Genomic DNA, 18,253 nt, shown 5'->3' on the forward strand with positions numbered 1-18,253 from the left:
GCCATGAAAAAATTAACCTTTTTAACCTTATTTGCCCTGCTCAGCAAATTTGGTTTAGCACAAAACTTAAATACTATGCAATGGTACAGTAAACCTCAAAAATCATCAATAGAAGGCAGTACGCTGCACATGACTGTTGACCCGGCAACCGATTACTGGCGGGTAACGCATTACGGCTTCATTAGGGATAACGGTCCTTTTTATTTTACCGAACAGGAAGGCGATTTTGAGGCAAGCGTAAAAATTACCGGAGCCTATAAAGAATTGTTTCATCAGGCAGGTTTAATGGTGAGGATAGATAACAAAAACTGGATTAAAACCGGCATTGAATATGTTGACGGCGTTCAAAACGTAAGCGCTGTGGTTACCCGCGAAGTTTCGGACTGGTCGGTAGTGCCAAGGCATGACAGCCCAAAATCTGTTTGGCTGAAGCTGTTACGCAAAGGCGACTTCGTGGAGATCAAATACTCGTTCGATGGCGAAAAATATGATATGCTTCGCCTGGCCTATTTTCCGCCAACTGTAAAAGCGATGATAGGTATGGTAGCAGCGGCGCCAGGCAAACAAAGTTTTGATGTAAAGTTTGAAGATTTTAAAGTGGAGAAAGTGACGAAGTAGTTTGTAAAGGGATTGAAGCATAGTAAAGCCTTTGAACGGGAGTTTGAAGGCTTTTTTGCTATCGTTTAAATAATTCTCTCGCTTTTTTTAGTATACTTTTTTGGCTACAATGTTGTTCGATCCGTTCTTGCGCATATGTTGCACCAAGTTCTTTTGCCTTTTGCCAATCCTCGCATGCTCCTTTGCTGTTTTTTAAATTTAATTTAGAATTCCCTCTATTAAAGTAAGCCATTTCATTACCTGGCTCTAATGCTATAACCTGGGTATAATCAGCAATTGCTTCTGAATATTCGCCAGCGTTGTCTTTATTTACACCTCTGTTTAAAATGGCATCTGTAAAGTCGGGGGCCAACTCAATCGCTTTATCGTAATCGCGCCTTGCGGTTTTCCAGGTATGCAATTGATCTTTTACTGTAGCCCTTGAATACCATGAATTAGGATCATTCGGATTTATTCTTATAGCGGTGGAGAAATGAATTATAGCCATTCCAAGATTTCCCTTATTATAGCATTCCATGGCACGTTCAAAATAATAGTCATCGTCTTTGGTCTCTATATCTGGAAATGTCTGATTGCAGGCGTCGCCCATCGCCCCATAACCATCAAGTTTACAATCAAACTCGTAGCCCTTGCAATATAGGCCAAGTCCCCAATACATCAGGTTGTTTTCATCAACCGGAAATTCTGTTGCATCGCCGGTTAGTTCCCAGTGGTCATCTCTTCTAACCGGTACGTTTATTTTATATTCGTAATTGTTTGACAAAAAGGCTCCCAACGCTATCAGCTTTTCTTTTGCATCTGAAATAAATACAAAATCATAAGTGGCCAGTGAATAATCGGCCATACCGCTCTCTTTTCGTCGTTCGTAAACACTTACAGCAGATGCCATTTCTTTGCCAAATTTGCTGTTAAAGTCGATCCAGGTAAAAAATCGGTTTCCCATTTGTAGCGTAGATTTAAGATCTTACGATATTACCAATATTTAGAAATAACTACAACTCAACAATAAGATAGTGTATATAATTTCACGTATAGCTCGCTATTATTATATCTAACACCTTTTTACTACCTTTGCCCCGGTAACCAACCTCTCCCTTTATGTGATAAATAATTTCTTTCAGGACAAATGACACAGTGCCGTTGCTGCAACGCCCCTGTAATTATTCACCTTTTTCAAGAAAGAAATTATGCTTATTCTTCACGATATTACCTATATACAGCCTAACCGTGATCTTTTATTTGCCGGTATTGATCTCGTAGTTAACAAACATGATAAAATTGCCCTAATAGGCAATAACGGCACCGGAAAATCGACCCTGCTTAAAATCCTGGCCGGAAATCTAAAGCCAGCCGGCGGTGTGGTTAAAACTGATTCGCGGCCATACTTTGTTCCACAGATCTTTGGGCAGTATAACGAATTTACCGTTGCCGAAGCCCTGCAAATAGCCGATAAGCTAAACGCCCTGCAACAGATCCTCGACGGTAATGTAACCGACGAGAACATGACCATACTCAATGATGACTGGGCCATTGAAGAGCGCTGCACCGAAGCGTTTATTCACTGGCAGCTTACCGACATCGATCTGGCACAAAAAATGGGCTCGCTTAGTGGTGGTCAAAAAACAAAGGTATTTTTGGCAGGTATAGCCATTCATCGCCCTGATATAGTTTTACTTGACGAACCAAGCAATCACCTGGATGTCGTCGGGCGCAAACTGCTTTATAACTATATCCAAACAACAAATAATACTTTGTTGGTAGTTAGTCACGACCGTACCCTGCTTAACCTGCTCAATACGGTTTGTGAACTCAGCAAACGCGGCATAACCGTTTACGGCGGCAACTATGATTTTTATGCCCAACAAAAGGATATTGAAAGCGAGGCACTGAATCAAGATGTAAAAAGTAAGGAAAAAGCACTTCGTAAGGCCAAAGAAACAGAACGGGAATCTATGGAGCGGCAGCAAAAACTGGACGCGCGCGGCAAAAAGAAGCAGGAAAAAGCCGGCGTGCCCACCATCATGATGAAAACCCTGAAAAACAGCGCCGAAAAAAGCACCTCAAAAATGCAAGGTGTACACGCCGAAAAAACCGGGGCTATTGCACAGGAACTAAGCCAGCTGCGCAGCCAACTGCCTGATATCGATAAAATGAAGATGGACTTTGATAACTCCGCTCTTCATAAAGGTAAAGTGTTAATAACCGCCAGGGAGCTGAATTTTGGATATGATGGGCAATCACTTTGGAACCCGCCGCTTAGCTTTCAAATAGTTAGTGGCGAAAGATTAGTGATCAGGGGGGCAAACGGCTCTGGCAAAACTACGCTCATAAAGATGTTGCTTAGTCAACTGGAACCCCAATCTGGGGTGATTGAACGTGCAAAAGTTAAAGCCATTTATATCGATCAGGATTACTCACTAATCAATAATAAGCTCAGCGTTTACCAACAAGCAGAAGAATTTAACTCCGGTGCATTGCAAGAGCATGATATCAAAATTCGCCTTAACAGGTTCCTGTTTACCTGCGAGGATTGGGATAAACCGTGCAGCGCACTTAGTGGCGGCGAAAAAATGAGGCTGATGCTTTGCTCATTAACCATCGGCAACCAGGCACCTGATATGATCATCCTGGATGAACCTACTAATAACCTCGATATTCAAAATATTGAAATATTAACAGCTGCGATTAATGATTATCGCGGTACGCTGATCGTAGTATCGCATGATGAGTATTTTTTAAAGCAGGTTAATGTAGAGCGGGAAATTTTGATAGGGTAAAAAATAAAAATGTCATTTCGAAACGAGGAACGAGTGAGAAATCTTATACGTCGCGCTGATCGTGTCTGATCAACATGGTATATAAGATTTCTCCTCGCCCTATCTCACACCCCTACACACTGTTCGTTCGAAATGACATTTTTTATTAAAAATTGGAGCTATTTCTAATTAATCACCGCTCCATCTTTTACCTCATCACTTGCGTTTTTAAGAATAGTGTCATTGGCTTTCAGGTTACCGAATACCTCTGTCGAATCATGTCTTGTAAGCCCTTCCTTGATATCTGTTAAAACGGCTTTGCCATTTTTAACTGCAATCACATATTCCCGCTCGGTAGAACGGATAATGGCGTTATTGGGAACCAATAATGATTTTGCACCCGACAGCATCGGGATCTTTACTTCGGCATACATGCCCGGCTTCAATATTCCATTTTGGTTTTGCACATCTATTTCAATAGCTTCGGAACGCATGCTCCCTAAGGCATTGGCCGAGCGACTGATCTTTGCTGTTTGTTCCTGTCCCGGCATAGCGTTAAACGTAAATTTTACCTGTTGTTTCAGGTCAACTTTATCTACGAAATCTTCGGGGATATAAACCTCTAAACGCAGTTTGCGGGTATCCTGCAAAATAAGCATAGGCAAATCTGTACCTTTACCCGGAGCCACCAAAGCTCCCGGAGATACGTTACGCTGAATGATCATACCATCAAACGGCGCGCGGATGTTCAGGTAATCCTGCATGGTGCGTACAGATGCCACGATTGAGCTTTCTGAACGGGCCATAGCATCATCAGCCTTCATTTTTGACAAGGCGTTATCCAGCTCAAGCGGAGATACTGAGCCCGGCTCTTTCGCGGCTTCTTTTAAGCGCTGATATTTTTCCTTACTGGCAACTGCATTTTCCCTGGCCTGCATATATCGCGAATCCGCAGCCTGCAGTTGCGATTCCATTTCGGGAGCCTCTAAAGTGACTAACAACTGCCCTTTTTTTACCAGCGTACCGCGGTCAACAAAAACGGTTTTCACAAACCCGTTTACTTTAGGGAACAAGTTTACTTCGTTATAAGGTTTTAACTGTCCCGGTAGGCGGGCTTCGCTCGACAGTGCTTTTTCTGACACTTTACCGGTTTCATACTCGGTTGCTTTTGGGGTGGATTTTTTGTTTTCTGTAAGGTCCACCGGTTTTTGATTGCCTGCACATGCGGCCATCAGGCTGATACTGCTTAGCAGTACGATATATTTTAGTTTCATGATATTAGCTGTTGGAAGTTTCAAGTTGTTGCGGTTGGTTAACGTTTACATCCTTTAACAGGGATGGGGAATCATAAGTAGTTTTTTGCTGAACCCAGGCAAATACCTGCGGCAGTATAAACAGCGCGGCCAAAGTTGAGGCAAACAAGCCACCTATCACCGCGCGACCCAACGGCGCGGTTTGTTCCCCGGCTTCACCCATACCCGACGCCATCGGGATCATACCGGCCATCATGGCCAAACTGGTCATAAGGATTGGCCGCAACCTGATAGAGGCACTAGTAATGGCCGCCCTTGTGGAGTCTTTATAATCCAGCCTCAATGTTTCGGCATTGGTTACGATCAGAATGGCGTTTGCCACCGATACTCCTGTGGACATGATCATACCCATATAACTTTGCAGGTTAAGTGTTGAACCTGTAAGCAGCAATGCCGTTAACGAACCTAATATTACCGCGGGCACGGTAGATAACACCGTAAGGGATAATTTGAACGACTGGTAATTGGCAGCCAGCAGTAAAAAGATCACCAAAATGGCAAACATCAAACCGTTTTGTAAGCTATCAAGCGTTTCAGTCAATAAGCTCGACATCCCTTTAACTTCCGCAATCAACCCTTTAGGAGGCGCACCAACCGATTTAATTACTTTTTGTACCGCGGCGGTAGCTGTACCCAAATCTTTTTTATAAATATTAGCACTCACAGTTAAAAAGCGGCGCGGGCCGGTTCGGTCGTATTCGCCGGGAACGTAGTTAACCTTGAAACTGGCGATATCGCCAAGCACCGGTGTGCTTTGGCCCTTTACCAGCGGAATCTCCTTCAGCTCATCCATGGTATTCATCACATACTCCGGAATTTGTACCTGCACCTGGTAGGTATAGGCCGATTTATCATCCAACCAAAGGTTTTTCTCGGTGAAACGGCTTGATGAGGTACTGGCCGTAACCGAACGGGCTACATCTTTAATATCCAGGCCTAACTGGGCTGCCTTCAACCTGTCGAGCGTTATGGCCACTACCGGGAATTTTAAAGGCTGAGTGATTTGCACATCCCGCAGGTAATCTATCTTTTTAAGACCGGCTAACACTTTATTGGCATAGCCCTCTATCTGTGCCATATCTTTACCTGCTACCCTTATTTCAATAGGAGTAGAAGCTCCCTGGCTCATGATCTTCTCGGTCATGTCGATAGGTTCAAAAGTGATGCGCAAATCAGGTAAGCGCGATGCTATATTTTTACGTAACGCATCTTTAAGCTCATCCATGTTGATATGGTAATCTTCATCAAGGTTAACCTGCAATACGGCCTCGTGCGTACCGGTATTAAACACATAAAGATTACTGGTACCGTAGCTGCTGGGCACAATGCCCACATAGCCTGACGTAATTGCCACATGATGATTAACCGTACTGTCGATGATCTGCAATACCTGTTTTAGTCCATCTTCCGTACGCTCAAGCCTTGTCCCATCCGGCTCTTTGATCCTGATCTGGAACTGCCCGTTGTTAAGTTTCGGCATCATATCCTTACCAATGGTAACAAAGCAAATACCGGCAAGCGCCAGCACCACAACAAGGTAAACAGGTACAATTATCCGTTTATTTGGCATCCATTTTTTGAGGATGTTCATGAAGCGCATTTTTATCCGTTCAAACAGATCGTTCTTTTCCGGATGTTTTTGTTCCTGCTGCAGATGATGGTTTACCTGTCCTTCCTCCGGCCTGTCCATAGCTTCGCCAGCATGCGCGTGCAGTTTGCCATGCTCGTAATGCTGATATGTTTCGGCCTTGATAAGCCAGTTCGACATGATGGGCACCAGCGTTTGCGCTATAATGTACGATACTATCATGGTTAAACCGATAGACAACGATAGCGGCAAGAACATGGCCTTAGGTACGCCGTTCATCATAAATGATGGCGCAAACACGGCCAGGATACAAAGCAGGATCAGCAACAGCGGAAAGGAAATTTCCTGGCAGGCATCAAAAATTGCCTGTGCTTTACTTTTACCCATCTCCAGGTGTTGGTGAATGTTCTCTATGGTCACCGTGGCCTGATCCACGAGGATGCCGATGGCAAGCGCCAGTCCGCTCAGGGTCATGATATTGATAGTTTGACCGAATAAGCCAAGCAACAGTACGCCCAATAAAATAGATACCGGGATGGTGATCACTACGATCAAGCTGCTTCGCCAGTCGCGCAAAAACAGTAACACCATTAAGCCTGTGAGCAGCGCTCCTAATCCACCCTCTGTTAACAAGCTTTTTACCGCGTTTATCACAAATATAGATTGGTCAAACTCGTACGAGATCTTAACATCATCAGGCAAAAGGCCCTGAATTTCCGGGATCTTCTTTTTCAGGGCCTGCACCACGCTCCAGGTACTGGCATCGGCAGTTTTTACCACCGGCAGATAAACGGAGCGCTTGCCATTGATCAGGGCATAGTCAACCGTAACGTCGGTAGCATCGGCGACACGGGCAACATCTTTTACTAAAATGGGCACACCGTTTTTAGTTACCACAGGGATATTACCAAACTCGTCGGTTTGGTTAATGAGTGTGTTGACCGTAGTTACAAACATGGTATTACCCAACCTCAGGTTGCCCGAAGGCGACATTACGTTAAACTTAGCTAACGCGCCCACCACTTCGTCGGGAGTTAGCCCGTAACTTCTAAGTTTGTTTGGATCAACGTTTAAGGTGATCGACCTGGCGTTTGAACCAAACGGCGGCGGGGCCGATAGACCCGGAACTGTTGCAAACATTGGCCTTACCTTGGTGGCCGCCATATCGTAAATATCCTTCAGACTGCGATTAGGAGCCGATAGCACCAACTGCCCTACGGGTAACGACGAGGCATCAAACCTTATCACCTGCGGCGGCAATGCTCCCGGAGGGAAAAAGCTCATTACACGGCTTACCTGTAAGGCTACCTGGGCCTGTGCTTCGGCCATATCTGTGCTTTCGTAAAAACTGAGCTTCACCATGGTTAGGCCCTGAATGTTTTTACTGGTGATGCTCTTGATCCCGTTCACATACAGAAACTGATCCTGCAAGCGGGTTGAAAAGAAGCCCTCCATTTGCTGGGGCGACATGCCCCCGTACGATTCAATTACATAAATGGTGGGCAGGTTTAATTTGGGAAAAATATCTATTGGTATATTGATAGCACTAAGCACCGCGAAAATGAGCAGGCTTAAAGTAACCACCACCGTTGTGATGGGCCTTTTAAGTGCGGATGTGACCATTGACATAGCTAAATTATTTTAAAAGGTTTAATACAGAACTTACCTGGTTTTCGGTAATGGCTTTCTGGAACAGTGCGTTCGAGTAAGCATATTTAGCCTGTACATAATCGGTTTCGGCGCGGTAAAGGATGTTTAGCGCGGCATTGAGTTCTATGATATCGGTTAAGCCGTTTTTATACAACGACAGCTTTTGGCGATAGCCATCAGTCGCGGCTTTAAGCTGATGAGGGATCTCCAGCAAGCGTTCGTGCGCAGTTTGCAGTTCCACATTTGATTGATTGGCGCTTACTGCCAGCAATTGCTTTTGCTCTTCCAGCTTTTTCCGGGTATAATCGTTATTGGCGCGTTGCGTGCGCAATTTTAGCTGACGGCGGCGGATATCAAACAGGTTATAGGAAACACCTATGCCTACCAGGTAATTGTTCCTGTCGAAACCCCAGCCACTACTTAAGCTATTAAAATGATCGTTAGCATCAACACTTGAGCCCCTGCCCCAAACTGCACCCTCGAGCATTATTTTAGGATTGTAACTTTTACTAACAAGTTTTTCCCGTTGCAGGCTATTTTGATACACTGATTTATAGTAGTTGATCAGCGGATGATTAGCGGTGTCAACTTCGGTTGGCAGCAGGTTGTTTTCGGAACTGATCAGCTCCTGCTCAAGAGTGGTATCAGGTACAATAGTTTGATAAGGCAAGCCACTAATAGCCGACAATTGCAACTGAACCTGTTTTAACTGGTTATTGAGCTCAATATAATTTAAGCGGGCTTTAGATAGCTCAGCTTCTGCTATACTGGTATCAACCCCGGCACGTACCCCGCTTTTAGCAAGCGATTGCACCGAGCGCCGGATCTCTTTGTTACGGTTGATATTGCGGGCCTGGATAGACAGGAAATTTTCCAGTTTCAACAACAGCAGGTAGCTGCCAATGGTATATGCCTGTAGCTGGTACTTTGAATCAGCAAACTGGTTCTGTTGCACCTGGATATCAGAGTTGGCCACTTTATTTTGAGCGCCATAAGCTCCGAAGTTATAGATCTCCCAGTCGAGCGCGGCTACTCCTACATTAGCGGATACTGTGGTAGTGTTGCTTTCAGGGCGCACACCTCTTGAGTTTGACGGGATAATACCAAAGCCAAAATACGGACCGGCGACGTTGTTGTTGGTGCCATAGTCGGCCTGGTAATTTAATTTAAGGTTGGGCAGCCAGCTGCTGCGGGTTTCGGTAGCTATGGCTTTTTTTATGGCTATCGCCGCCGAATCGGTTAGCAGGGTTGGGGCGTTTTGGTTTACGCTATTGAGCAACGTTTTTAAGCTAACCGGGGTACTATTTTGCTGCTGCGCATATGTACAGGCTGTTATGAGCAGACTGATCAACAGGCAGCAGAACTCTTTTGAAATTCGCATGTTTTGATTTTCCGAAATATGCTTACCGGTAAATATCACCGCTGTTGATCATGAATGCAGATCAATGGCAGCAGAAAACCATACCGGTAAACGATGGATAATTATTTGAAAATGATCGATGACGTAGCTAAAGGCGGAGGGCCTTCAATCATTCAGATCAAATGCGAAAAGTGCAAAGGGAAAGAAAGGTATATTGATATCGAGGTATAAGTCCGAAGTTCCGGATCAATTGCTTTGGATTGAATTTCCAAAGCTGCAATGCAAAAAACAGCAGTATAAAACTGCTTACAACAGCACTGATCAAATCGGTAACCGATTTCTTTTCTTCAAGGGTTGATTTATCAGGCCTTTGAACATAGCTTGATTCATTGAAGCTACTGCGTACAGTTTCGATTTTTCGTTTAAAAACTGAATTAAACGCTGTTGAATGTGTGCTTCTTAACTGCGTTAAGCGGGGGAGGAAAAAAACGTGGCTGCTTGCAATGAGCAAATAGAAAATCATTACTGACATTACCAGCAATGATTTTGAAGCCTCATGTTTCCTCTTTTTCAATATAATTAACTTGTGCTGTACAAAAATGAAAAAAAATGTCAATTTGTTTTGCAAAAGTATTGTTGCAATTATCAACTTAACGATGGGCCATACTAACTCATTTTAAGCGTTCGAACGCACTGTAGCTTTATTAGTCATTGTCGTATGCCATTTCGAAAGCTTATTCATCAGCTCATCGAGCTTTACAGGTTTGCTGAGATAGTCATCCATACCGGCCTGCAAACAATCCTGCTCATCACCGGTCATAGCGTTAGCGGTTAGTGCTATAATAACCGGCTGCTTAATATCTTCCTTCCGGATTACCCGGGTGGCTTCAAGCCCATCCATAACCGGCATCTGCATATCCATCAAAATAAGTCCATAATCATTTTGATAAAGTGCTTCTATTGCCTCAAGTCCATTTTTGACAATGCCCGGCTTATAGCCCATTTTACTTAAAATGTGCTTAATAACATGCTGGTTAATCTCATTGTCTTCGGCAATTAAAATATTAAAGGGATACTTATCACTAAAGTCGACCGAAAGTTTGGTTTTAACCTGTTTGTCATCATTTTGGCCCGAACTGCTTTTAAGCGCCATGAAAACCTGCTTGCCAAGCACCTGTTGCTTTATTGGCTTACTCATGATAGAAGTGAAAAGCGCCCGCCTGTCTTTGATAAAATCTTCGCCAACTGAGCTTAATAGTATAATGGGCAGGTGACTGTACTCATCTTTTATAATTTTTGCCAGCATAGCACCGTCCATCACGGGCATATGCATATCGGTAATAACCAGGTCGATATCTTTGTTCTTTTGCAATATCACCAATGCTTCAGCACCAGATTCGGCCGTTACTGCTTTAAGGTTCCAGCTATCAAACTGCCGCTCAAGGATAGACAGGTTAGTATGGTTATCATCAACCACTAATATTTTTTTGCCGTGTAATTCTACAAGATCAAAGCTTGCCGGCTGCTGATTTGATACATCTCCGGGATAAGCATTTATCGTAAAAGTAAATTTTGCACCTACACCGGGTAAACTTTGAACGCCTATGGTACCGCCCATTAGTGTAACCAACTTTTGGCAAATTGCTAAGCCTAAGCCTGTACCGCCATACTTGCGGGTGGTAGATGAATCAACCTGTGAAAATGCGCGAAACAGGCGGTGCAGTTTATCTTTCGGAATCCCAATACCGGTATCCCAAACATCAAACTGCAATTTCAGCAAACCATCGGGCTGCTTTTCAAGGCAACCCACATGAATGCCAACTTCGCCTCTTTCGGTAAACTTAATGGCATTATTTACCAGGTTTATCAGCACCTGCTTAAGTCGTAACGGGTCACCGATAATGCAGGGTGACACCTCTTCATCTATCTCGTAAACCAAATCAAGCCCTATTTGCCCTGCTTTAACAGCAAACATATCCATTACATCTTCAATGCTTTGCCGCAGGCTAAAATCTTCCTGTTCAAGATCGAGGCTGCCTGCTTCTATTTTCGAAAAATCAAGAATATTGTTGATCACATGGATCAGTGTTTCGCCGCAGTTGATAATGGTTTCCGTAAACATCCGCTGCTCATCATTAAGCTCGGTTTCATTTAGCAGCGCCGACATACCGATAACCCCGTTCATAGGTGTACGGATTTCGTGGCTCATGGTGGCCAGGAATATACTTTTTTCCTGGTTAGCCTGATCAGCCGCCAGGCGGGCTTTTTGAAGTTCCTGGTTTGAGTAATGAAGCTCCTGATTTGCTGCCGCTAAAACTTCCTCGTTATATTTGCGCTCAAGCGATAACTGGGCTTCGCGCTGCAAATCGGCCATTTGCAGGGTTTGCACAATTCTTAATTCATTGTATTTGCGCAGCTGGTATGCCCAAAGGCCGCATATGAACATAATAACCCCGGTAAGCAATATGTGGATTACAAACGTTTGAAGGTCAAAATAATTAAGCTGAGTAAAAAATATGTTCCCAAACCCTATGTCCTGCAGGTAACTAAAAGTAGCATGATGTATAATAACTACTATAAGCAGGGGTATTTGCAGCCTCCAGTTTTGGTAGGTGATAAGCAGGGCACTTGAAATAAATGCGAAAAAGTGCATTTCAAACATCCCGTGCATTTGGTAAATATACTGGGCCATGAAAATGCCTAACACGGCAGCCAGCACATACTGATATAAAGAAGATTTGGGCAAGGCTATTTTTGCAGTATAATAAGCCAACAGACAAAGGCCGCCAACACCAAAAGCTATGAGCCAGGTATCATAAAAAAAAGCCAGTGCCAGGCCAACGGCAAAATGCAGGGGCAGGAAATAATCCATCAACCGGTCTGACCGGTCCTTGATCTCAGTTTGAAAATTGATGTTATGAGCTATAGCTGCTGTCACTACTTAAAACTTAGGGGTATGTTAATTATGACAATCGGGCAAGCGACAGCCATATGAAATTAAGGCCAATTTATTAAACGTAAGGCGGGTATTACTATTAAGTAAACCGTTAATTGCAATTTTGGCAAAACTTGTCTTCTCATCGGTACAGTAGCGGCTTATATTATAATTGCCACGATAGTACAGCCTGCTCGCTGTATCAATAAGGGCAACTTGTGGTGTTGAGTAAACCCCGCAGGCCTCGGCAACCGACGGGTCAAATATTACCGGAATCTTCATCCCGAATTTATCCTGGATCTCGCTTTCGGTAAAATGTTTATTGCTCATGATCACAATGGCAAAATTTACCCGGCTGCGATATTGCTCAACAATAGCTTTAAATTGTTTCACATTAAAACGTGAGCAGGGGCAATTCGGGTTAAAAAAATGAAGAAACAGCGGCTTGCTATGGTCTTTATAATGTTTTGGATTGATGGATACTACAACACCTTGTTTTACCGGCTTATAGTTTTCCGGCACAGGCGTGGGTAGTTGGTATTGCAGCTCATTATACCAAAACAGGGCGCCTACAATAGCGAAAAGTATAACAAGCCAACCAATAACTAACGTTTTCCTCATTGTGCCAAAAGGGCGTGCATCTCATAAAAGGAGATTAGAAAAATGCACAGAACCACTTGTAAAAATACTATTTTTTTCGTGTATAAAAAACACTTTTTCAGCACTTTAAACATGCAGATTTTAAATTTACCTGTATTAGTAAGCCGCGCGCTTAACCTTTAATTAAGCTCAAGTATAATGCTATTTCCTTTTACTTAACAGCTTGCTTTCTTCTTTCTGTAAGATATCGGCGTAATGGGATATCATACACTTTCATAACAAGGTAGGCCAATGCAATAAGCACAATTAAACCGGGGATAATGATATATGCCAGGTGTGCTGCATCGGGTTTATTTGCTGCATAATAACTGCCAAACATCCACATCACAAAGTAATGTGTCATGTATAAGGGATAGGAGATATTGCCCGAAAAAACGCATAGTTTACGAAAGCTATTATTAAGAACAGTGCCCGCCCCTAATGCAACCAGCAACGGGAAATAAATAATAACTACAAAAGGTTCGCTAAGCCAGTTCCAGGATGAGAATGGCATCAGGAAAGCCAGCATTAATAAAATTGAAAGACCAATAAAACCAAGCTTATTTTTTATGATAAGATTATAACGGTAAATCAGCAAACCGGCGGTAAAAGAATAGGCTATCCGCACACCTCCATCCCAAAAAGTATCGCCGCTCCAGCCGCCCATCAAATTACCCGAACGGCCGGCTACATAGCAAATGCCCACTGCCGAAATCACTGCAAGCACTATCAGATAGCGCCGGTGAAGGCGACAGAGCACAAACGCATAAACAATATTGGCTGCATATTCCCAAAACAATGACCATGCGGGTGCATTAAAACCAAACAGGTTAAAATATCGCTCGGTCATGGTTGCGTTGGGGATCATGAATATCGAGCTAAGAAACAACAGTAATATACTACCTGCGCTACGGGCGATAGGCTGAGCGTTAAACGGATCAAATATAAACCCCAGCAAGCCCAATACCGAGCCAAAAACAACAAGCGGATGCAGCCTGATCAACCTCGATTTAAAAAACTCTTTGATGCCCATTTTACCTATCCTGTCATCATAAGCGTAGCCAATTACAAAGCCAGAAAGGCAAAAGAAAAAATCAACAGCCAGGAAACCGTGACCTATAAAATCCTTACTGTAATCGGAGTAAGCTATCTCCATAAAATGGAAGGTAACAACAGCTATAGCTGCTACGCCCCGCAGGCCGTCAAGAATTTCAAAATGTTGCTTGGTTTTAAGGATTCCGGGATTCAGTTTTTCCATATTAAGTTATCCAGGTTGGGTGCAGGAACCTGGTTTGCTAAGTAAACAAAAATGTGCCGACTAAAGAGCCTGCATTTTCAATTAGGTTTTTAACAGCCAAACTGGGTAAGGTGATGATCAAGATGTTTATAAAACATATTATTCCACTCGGTATGTGTTAACGGGCCAAATGAATGCGACTCGCGCCCATCAAAAGCGCTTTCACCTAATTGCTGCGTTTTACGGATATAATTGATCAACCGCTCTTTTTCGGTTGTAAAATCCCGCTCATCCGTTATAATGAAAGCAGGCGCAGTTGGATTGTTGCGCTTATAAGGAACTTCGCTTGCTACTTTGTTTTTAACCAGCATTTTAAGGATCAGCTTCATGAAGGCGTTGGGCTTGGGGTGTTTATCTTCATAAACCATTTCGTATGTTACACAGCAGTGAGCCAGCATTTGAGCAACGTTCATTTTACCCCATTGTGGTGAAGTTTGCGGAGTTAGTTTGTTGATGCGGCTGATCACATCATCAGCTATCTGCACTGTAAAAATATTGGGTAAGACCATGAGGGAAAGATAGGTACAAATTGGTGATCAATTTCTTAACACCATGTTAAATTTGTTTTTTTAGTAGCTTGCAACAATAAAATGGACACAATACCTTCTGATGTCAGAAACCAGCCTTATCAAACAAAAATTTCAAAGCGCCATACGCCGGGGCACCGGTGAAACACATTTGCTGATCCAAAGCCATCCTGGTATAGATTTTTCGGAGGAGATTATTAAAGCTTGCGTTAAGAATTTCGCGTACGACGGGCAATGTGAACACAGCAGGGAAGAGTATCTTGTTGAATTAATCAACCATTCAGGTAAAAAAGACAAAATAAAAAAGGCTGTGCTGAAAGCCCTTTTAAAACCTCAAAAAGATACCTGGACATTGACACAGCTTTTTGGCCTAACTAAAATATTTGCCCAGGAGGGTGATGCCGAAGCCAAACGGGCTATTTATGATGGCTTCGTTCATAATCCTATTTGGAGATCGGACTGGGCTGGTACATACCAGATCATGGAACTTGATGGACTGGAAGGCCTCAAATTTATTGCAGAAGAATTTGGCAAACGCCTTGAAAAAGATCCGGAAGATTGGCAGGACGATGACCTCATTAAAAGCTTTCAAAAAGAAAATCCAGAAATTGATGTCTGGACACAATTGGATATTGCTGCTGAGCAAAACCGCTTTATCAGGATATATACTGATGATGTACGGCGGAATATAGGCCAGCGCAATGAACAGGTTAAACCCACTCTCATTTATAAAAATATAGTTAAAGAAGCCCTGTTGCGGCAAAGCAGGACTTGGTTTCTTAATAGAAAACTAAAACGCGCCGAACTCGAATTAATAGCACAGCAACTTTTAATTGAACGAAATAAAAGTAACATCGAAAAATTACTGCGGGTTTTCACAAAGCATAAGTTTCCGCTTGATAAAGAGCTCCTTTTTAATCTGGCCCTTAAAGACACCGCAAGGAACATGAGAATTGTGATATTGGCTATTCAAGCGCTTGGTCTTTTCAAAGGTAAAAATATCAGGCAGCTTGCTTTGGAACAAATCGCTGTTAGCAAGCGCCCTGCATTTTTTGCTAAAATTCTAATAGAAAATTATAAAAAAGGTGATCAAAAACTGCTGACCACTCTCGTGAAAAAAGCCAGTACTGGCGATGAGTTAGAAGGTTTGGTAATTGACATTACCAATATTTATTACGCCAATAAAACACCAGAATGCCGGGAACCATTGGAGGCTCTTTATGATAAAAACACCTGCGGCTTGTGCCGGAAACGTGTTGTTGAAATATTAAAAGAAAATGATGTGCTGAGTGAGCGAATAAAAAATGAGATCAGATTTGATTGTAATAAAGATACAAGGAAGCTGTATGAGCAGTTTATTTGAGCCAGCAATGGGAAAGGCTGGTTGGCCCCTGCGAACTTATTTTTACCCGGAGTATTGAAGGACGCAGATTATTGTTAAAAGCAAGGATAAAATCATTATCAGCACAGTTTCAGAAAAAGCCCGAAAGGATAAATAAGTGGCAATAAGAACTTTGAGTTATGGCTTTATTAATCTCCGATAAAAATAAATCGTCATAAACACAATAAAAAATCCCTCTTTAAAAATTTGGATAATAAAACTTAAATCACTTATCTTCGTTAATTACCAAATAGCAAGACTATGTAAGCAAAGGGCTTATATAGTCTTGTTTGCTTTTATAAGCGTTGCGTCCTTTCTTAAAACAGGGAAGGGCGGTTTTTTTTGGTTTACAGACAGGAATAAATATTAATTAATTTTTGCGTTATGGCAGAGGTATCATACTATACCAAAGATGGTTTAGAGAAATTAAAAGAAGAACTACAAAGATTAAAAACAACCGGCCGTGCCGATATATCAAGAGCAATCGCTGAAGCACGTGACAAAGGCGATCTTTCGGAAAATGCCGAATACGATGCTGCTAAAGAAGCCCAGGGTTTACATGAGGCTAAAATAGCTCAGTTACAGGAAACATTGGCAAATGCCCGCCTGCTTGATGAATCAAAAATAGATACATCAAAAGTGCTGGCACTATCTGTTGTTAAGATCAAGAACCTTAAAAACGGTGCTACCATGAGTTATCAGCTGGTATCAGAAAGTGAAGCCGATCTGAAAACCGGCAAAATCTCTGTAGCATCGCCGATAGCTAAAGGCCTGCTTGGTAAAAAAGTTGGCGAAAAAACCGAGATCACCGTACCTGCAGGCAAAATTGAATTTGAGATCCTGGAAATAAGCAGGTAATTGGTTAAGTGGTTAGGTGAATGGTTAAGAGGTTATAACCAATCGTTCAACTAATCAATTATCTAAACAAATCCAACCACTCACCCAATCAACACAATCAACCACTCACTACCAATGACCATCTTTTCAAAAATAGTTGCAGGCGAAATCCCGGCTTATAAAGTGGCCGAGAACGATAATTTTTTGGCCTTTTTAGATATTTTTCCGCTTACGGAAGGCCATGTGCTGGTGATCCCCAAAAAGGAGGTTGATTATCTTTTTGATCTGGATGATGATACTTATACAGGCTTGCAGCTATTCGCCAAAAAAGTAGCTGTTGCCTTAAAAGAAGCTGTTCCGTGCCCCAGGGTTGGTGTGGCCGTAATGGGACTTGATGTTCCTCATGCACATATCCACCTTATCCCGATGAATGAAATGAGCAGCATTAACTTTTCGGCCCCAAAACAAAAGTTCACACCCGAGCAATTTAATGCTACTGCCGAAAAGATAAGACAGGCTATTGGCTAATCAGAGAAAGAGCTTTTTACATTATAACATTACAAAAGCCGCATCAAAATATAACGATGCGGCTTTTTTTTACCTGATTGATACTCAGGTAAATTAACCCGCCATAAAATTTAACTACTTTTAATGATTACATGGTTGGCGATTGCTGGTAAATATCCCAGTACTGATCCTTTGTATTTGTTTTCTTGGCGAGGATGATCTTTGAATTGACACTACCCTTTTTGTCGGATGGGGTAAGGTACAGGTCGGTACCTTTTAGTTTAATCAGGAAAGTATCTTTATCTATCGGCTCAAACTCGTATTGCTGATTAGCATTATCTGCATTAAGCGGTTGCTCTTCCAGTGCTACTCCGGCATTGGCTTCGGTTACCGGTTGAAAGGTTTTACTGGTGAAAAGATTCTTCAGTTTATAAGTGCTGCCTTCCACATGTTGAAAATCCCAGGTCATGCATTTCCAGTTTTCGGGGTAATAGGCTACCAGCGGGGTACCATTGGCCGATTGTGCGTCTTTAACCCGTAACAGCATACCGGTTTGCTCATTTCTAATAGCATAAGTCCCTTTAATTTGCTGGGCCGAAACGACAAGACCAGGCAACAGGAAACATAACAAAAAGACAAATCTTTTCATAGGTATATCGGTTTAAACAAATTTAGATACAAAGCATAAACAGCTGTTATACAAATCAGTTCAGTTTTTCGTCAATACGTATCAAAGGAGCCAAATTATGTGTAAGGTTTTAGCGATAAAACCGACTAACCCGGCAGATCCCAATTTCGTCACCATCGTTATGTTTTTTAAAACATAACGTTATTTTTACACTTCA

Annotated in this window: 15 protein-coding genes; 5 read left to right on the top strand and 10 right to left on the bottom strand. The window is 42.6% G+C overall.

The genetic code is table 11. The features are described from left to right. The first annotated feature begins 3 nt into the window (after nucleotides 1–3). The gene (locus tag ACEN9X_RS08570; protein WP_413669972.1) at nucleotides 4–618 is read left to right on the top strand and encodes a DUF1349 domain-containing protein; all 615 of its coding nucleotides are present in this window, start codon (nucleotides 4–6) and stop codon (nucleotides 616–618) included. A gap of 58 nt (nucleotides 619–676) precedes the next feature. Here ACEN9X_RS08570 and ACEN9X_RS08575 read toward each other — a convergent pair whose 3' ends face one another. Beyond that, nucleotides 677–1,561: a tetratricopeptide repeat protein gene (locus ACEN9X_RS08575; RefSeq protein ID WP_413669973.1), complete on the bottom strand. Its 885-nt coding sequence runs from the start codon at nucleotides 1,559–1,561 to the stop codon at nucleotides 677–679. Between the two features lie 244 nt (nucleotides 1,562–1,805). Between ACEN9X_RS08575 and abc-f the strand changes: the two genes are divergently transcribed. Further along, nucleotides 1,806–3,395 carry a ribosomal protection-like ABC-F family protein gene (gene abc-f / locus ACEN9X_RS08580; protein ID WP_413669974.1) on the top strand — a complete coding sequence of 530 codons (1,590 nt, stop codon included), beginning with the start codon at nucleotides 1,806–1,808 and terminating at the stop codon, nucleotides 3,393–3,395. 164 nt (nucleotides 3,396–3,559) lie between these two features. On the opposite strand, the gene ACEN9X_RS08585 is transcribed toward abc-f, so the two are convergent. The 8 genes from ACEN9X_RS08585 to ACEN9X_RS08620 all read right to left on the bottom strand — a co-directional run bounded on the left by ACEN9X_RS08585 (nucleotide 3,560) and on the right by ACEN9X_RS08620 (nucleotide 14,641). Continuing rightward, complete coding sequence (locus tag ACEN9X_RS08585) at nucleotides 3,560–4,648, bottom strand: efflux RND transporter periplasmic adaptor subunit (protein WP_413669975.1); 1,089 nt, start codon at nucleotides 4,646–4,648, stop codon at nucleotides 3,560–3,562. A 4-nt stretch (nucleotides 4,649–4,652) separates the two neighbouring features. Then, a complete protein-coding gene (locus ACEN9X_RS08590; RefSeq protein WP_413669976.1) occupies nucleotides 4,653–7,898 on the bottom strand; it encodes an efflux RND transporter permease subunit in 3,246 nt (1,081 codons plus the stop codon). A gap of 13 nt (nucleotides 7,899–7,911) precedes the next feature. Next, entirely contained in the window at nucleotides 7,912–9,306 is a 1,395-nt protein-coding gene (locus tag ACEN9X_RS08595) for a TolC family protein (RefSeq protein WP_413669977.1), read from the bottom strand. A gap of 157 nt (nucleotides 9,307–9,463) precedes the next feature. Beyond that, nucleotides 9,464–9,859, bottom strand: coding sequence for a hypothetical protein (locus tag ACEN9X_RS08600; RefSeq protein ID WP_413669978.1), 396 nt, complete (start codon nucleotides 9,857–9,859; stop codon nucleotides 9,464–9,466). A 102-nt stretch (nucleotides 9,860–9,961) separates the two neighbouring features. Beyond that, entirely contained in the window at nucleotides 9,962–12,223 is a 2,262-nt protein-coding gene (locus ACEN9X_RS08605) for a response regulator (RefSeq protein ID WP_413669979.1), read from the bottom strand. Nucleotides 12,224–12,244: 21 nt separating this feature from the next. After that, nucleotides 12,245–12,841: an AhpC/TSA family protein gene (locus ACEN9X_RS08610; RefSeq protein ID WP_413669980.1), complete on the bottom strand. Its 597-nt coding sequence runs from the start codon at nucleotides 12,839–12,841 to the stop codon at nucleotides 12,245–12,247. Nucleotides 12,842–13,031: 190 nt separating this feature from the next. Further along, nucleotides 13,032–14,117 carry an acyltransferase family protein gene (locus ACEN9X_RS08615; protein WP_413669981.1) on the bottom strand — a complete coding sequence of 362 codons (1,086 nt, stop codon included), beginning with the start codon at nucleotides 14,115–14,117 and terminating at the stop codon, nucleotides 13,032–13,034. 89 nt (nucleotides 14,118–14,206) lie between these two features. Then, nucleotides 14,207–14,641 carry a DUF1569 domain-containing protein gene (locus tag ACEN9X_RS08620; protein WP_413669982.1) on the bottom strand — a complete coding sequence of 145 codons (435 nt, stop codon included), beginning with the start codon at nucleotides 14,639–14,641 and terminating at the stop codon, nucleotides 14,207–14,209. Nucleotides 14,642–15,035: 394 nt separating this feature from the next. On the opposite strand from ACEN9X_RS08620, the gene ACEN9X_RS08625 reads away from it, so the two are divergent. The 3 genes from ACEN9X_RS08625 (at nucleotide 15,036) to ACEN9X_RS08635 (ending at nucleotide 17,429) form a co-directional block, all read left to right on the top strand. Further along, nucleotides 15,036–16,046, top strand: a complete 1,011-nt coding sequence (locus ACEN9X_RS08625) for a hypothetical protein (protein ID WP_413669983.1) — start codon at nucleotides 15,036–15,038, stop codon at nucleotides 16,044–16,046. A 402-nt stretch (nucleotides 16,047–16,448) separates the two neighbouring features. Continuing rightward, complete coding sequence (gene greA / locus ACEN9X_RS08630; RefSeq protein ID WP_091208700.1) at nucleotides 16,449–16,922, top strand: transcription elongation factor GreA; 474 nt, start codon at nucleotides 16,449–16,451, stop codon at nucleotides 16,920–16,922. A 114-nt stretch (nucleotides 16,923–17,036) separates the two neighbouring features. Then, nucleotides 17,037–17,429: an HIT family protein gene (locus tag ACEN9X_RS08635; protein ID WP_413669984.1), complete on the top strand. Its 393-nt coding sequence runs from the start codon at nucleotides 17,037–17,039 to the stop codon at nucleotides 17,427–17,429. A gap of 127 nt (nucleotides 17,430–17,556) precedes the next feature. Here the strand turns inward: ACEN9X_RS08635 and ACEN9X_RS08640 are convergent, their stop codons facing one another. Then, a complete protein-coding gene (locus ACEN9X_RS08640) occupies nucleotides 17,557–18,057 on the bottom strand; it encodes an RICIN domain-containing protein (protein ID WP_413669985.1) in 501 nt (166 codons plus the stop codon). Between the last annotated feature and the right edge of the window lie 196 nt (nucleotides 18,058–18,253).

The sequence above is a fragment of the Mucilaginibacter sp. Mucisp86 genome (genome assembly GCF_047324315.1).
Classification (GTDB): domain Bacteria; phylum Bacteroidota; class Bacteroidia; order Sphingobacteriales; family Sphingobacteriaceae; genus Mucilaginibacter.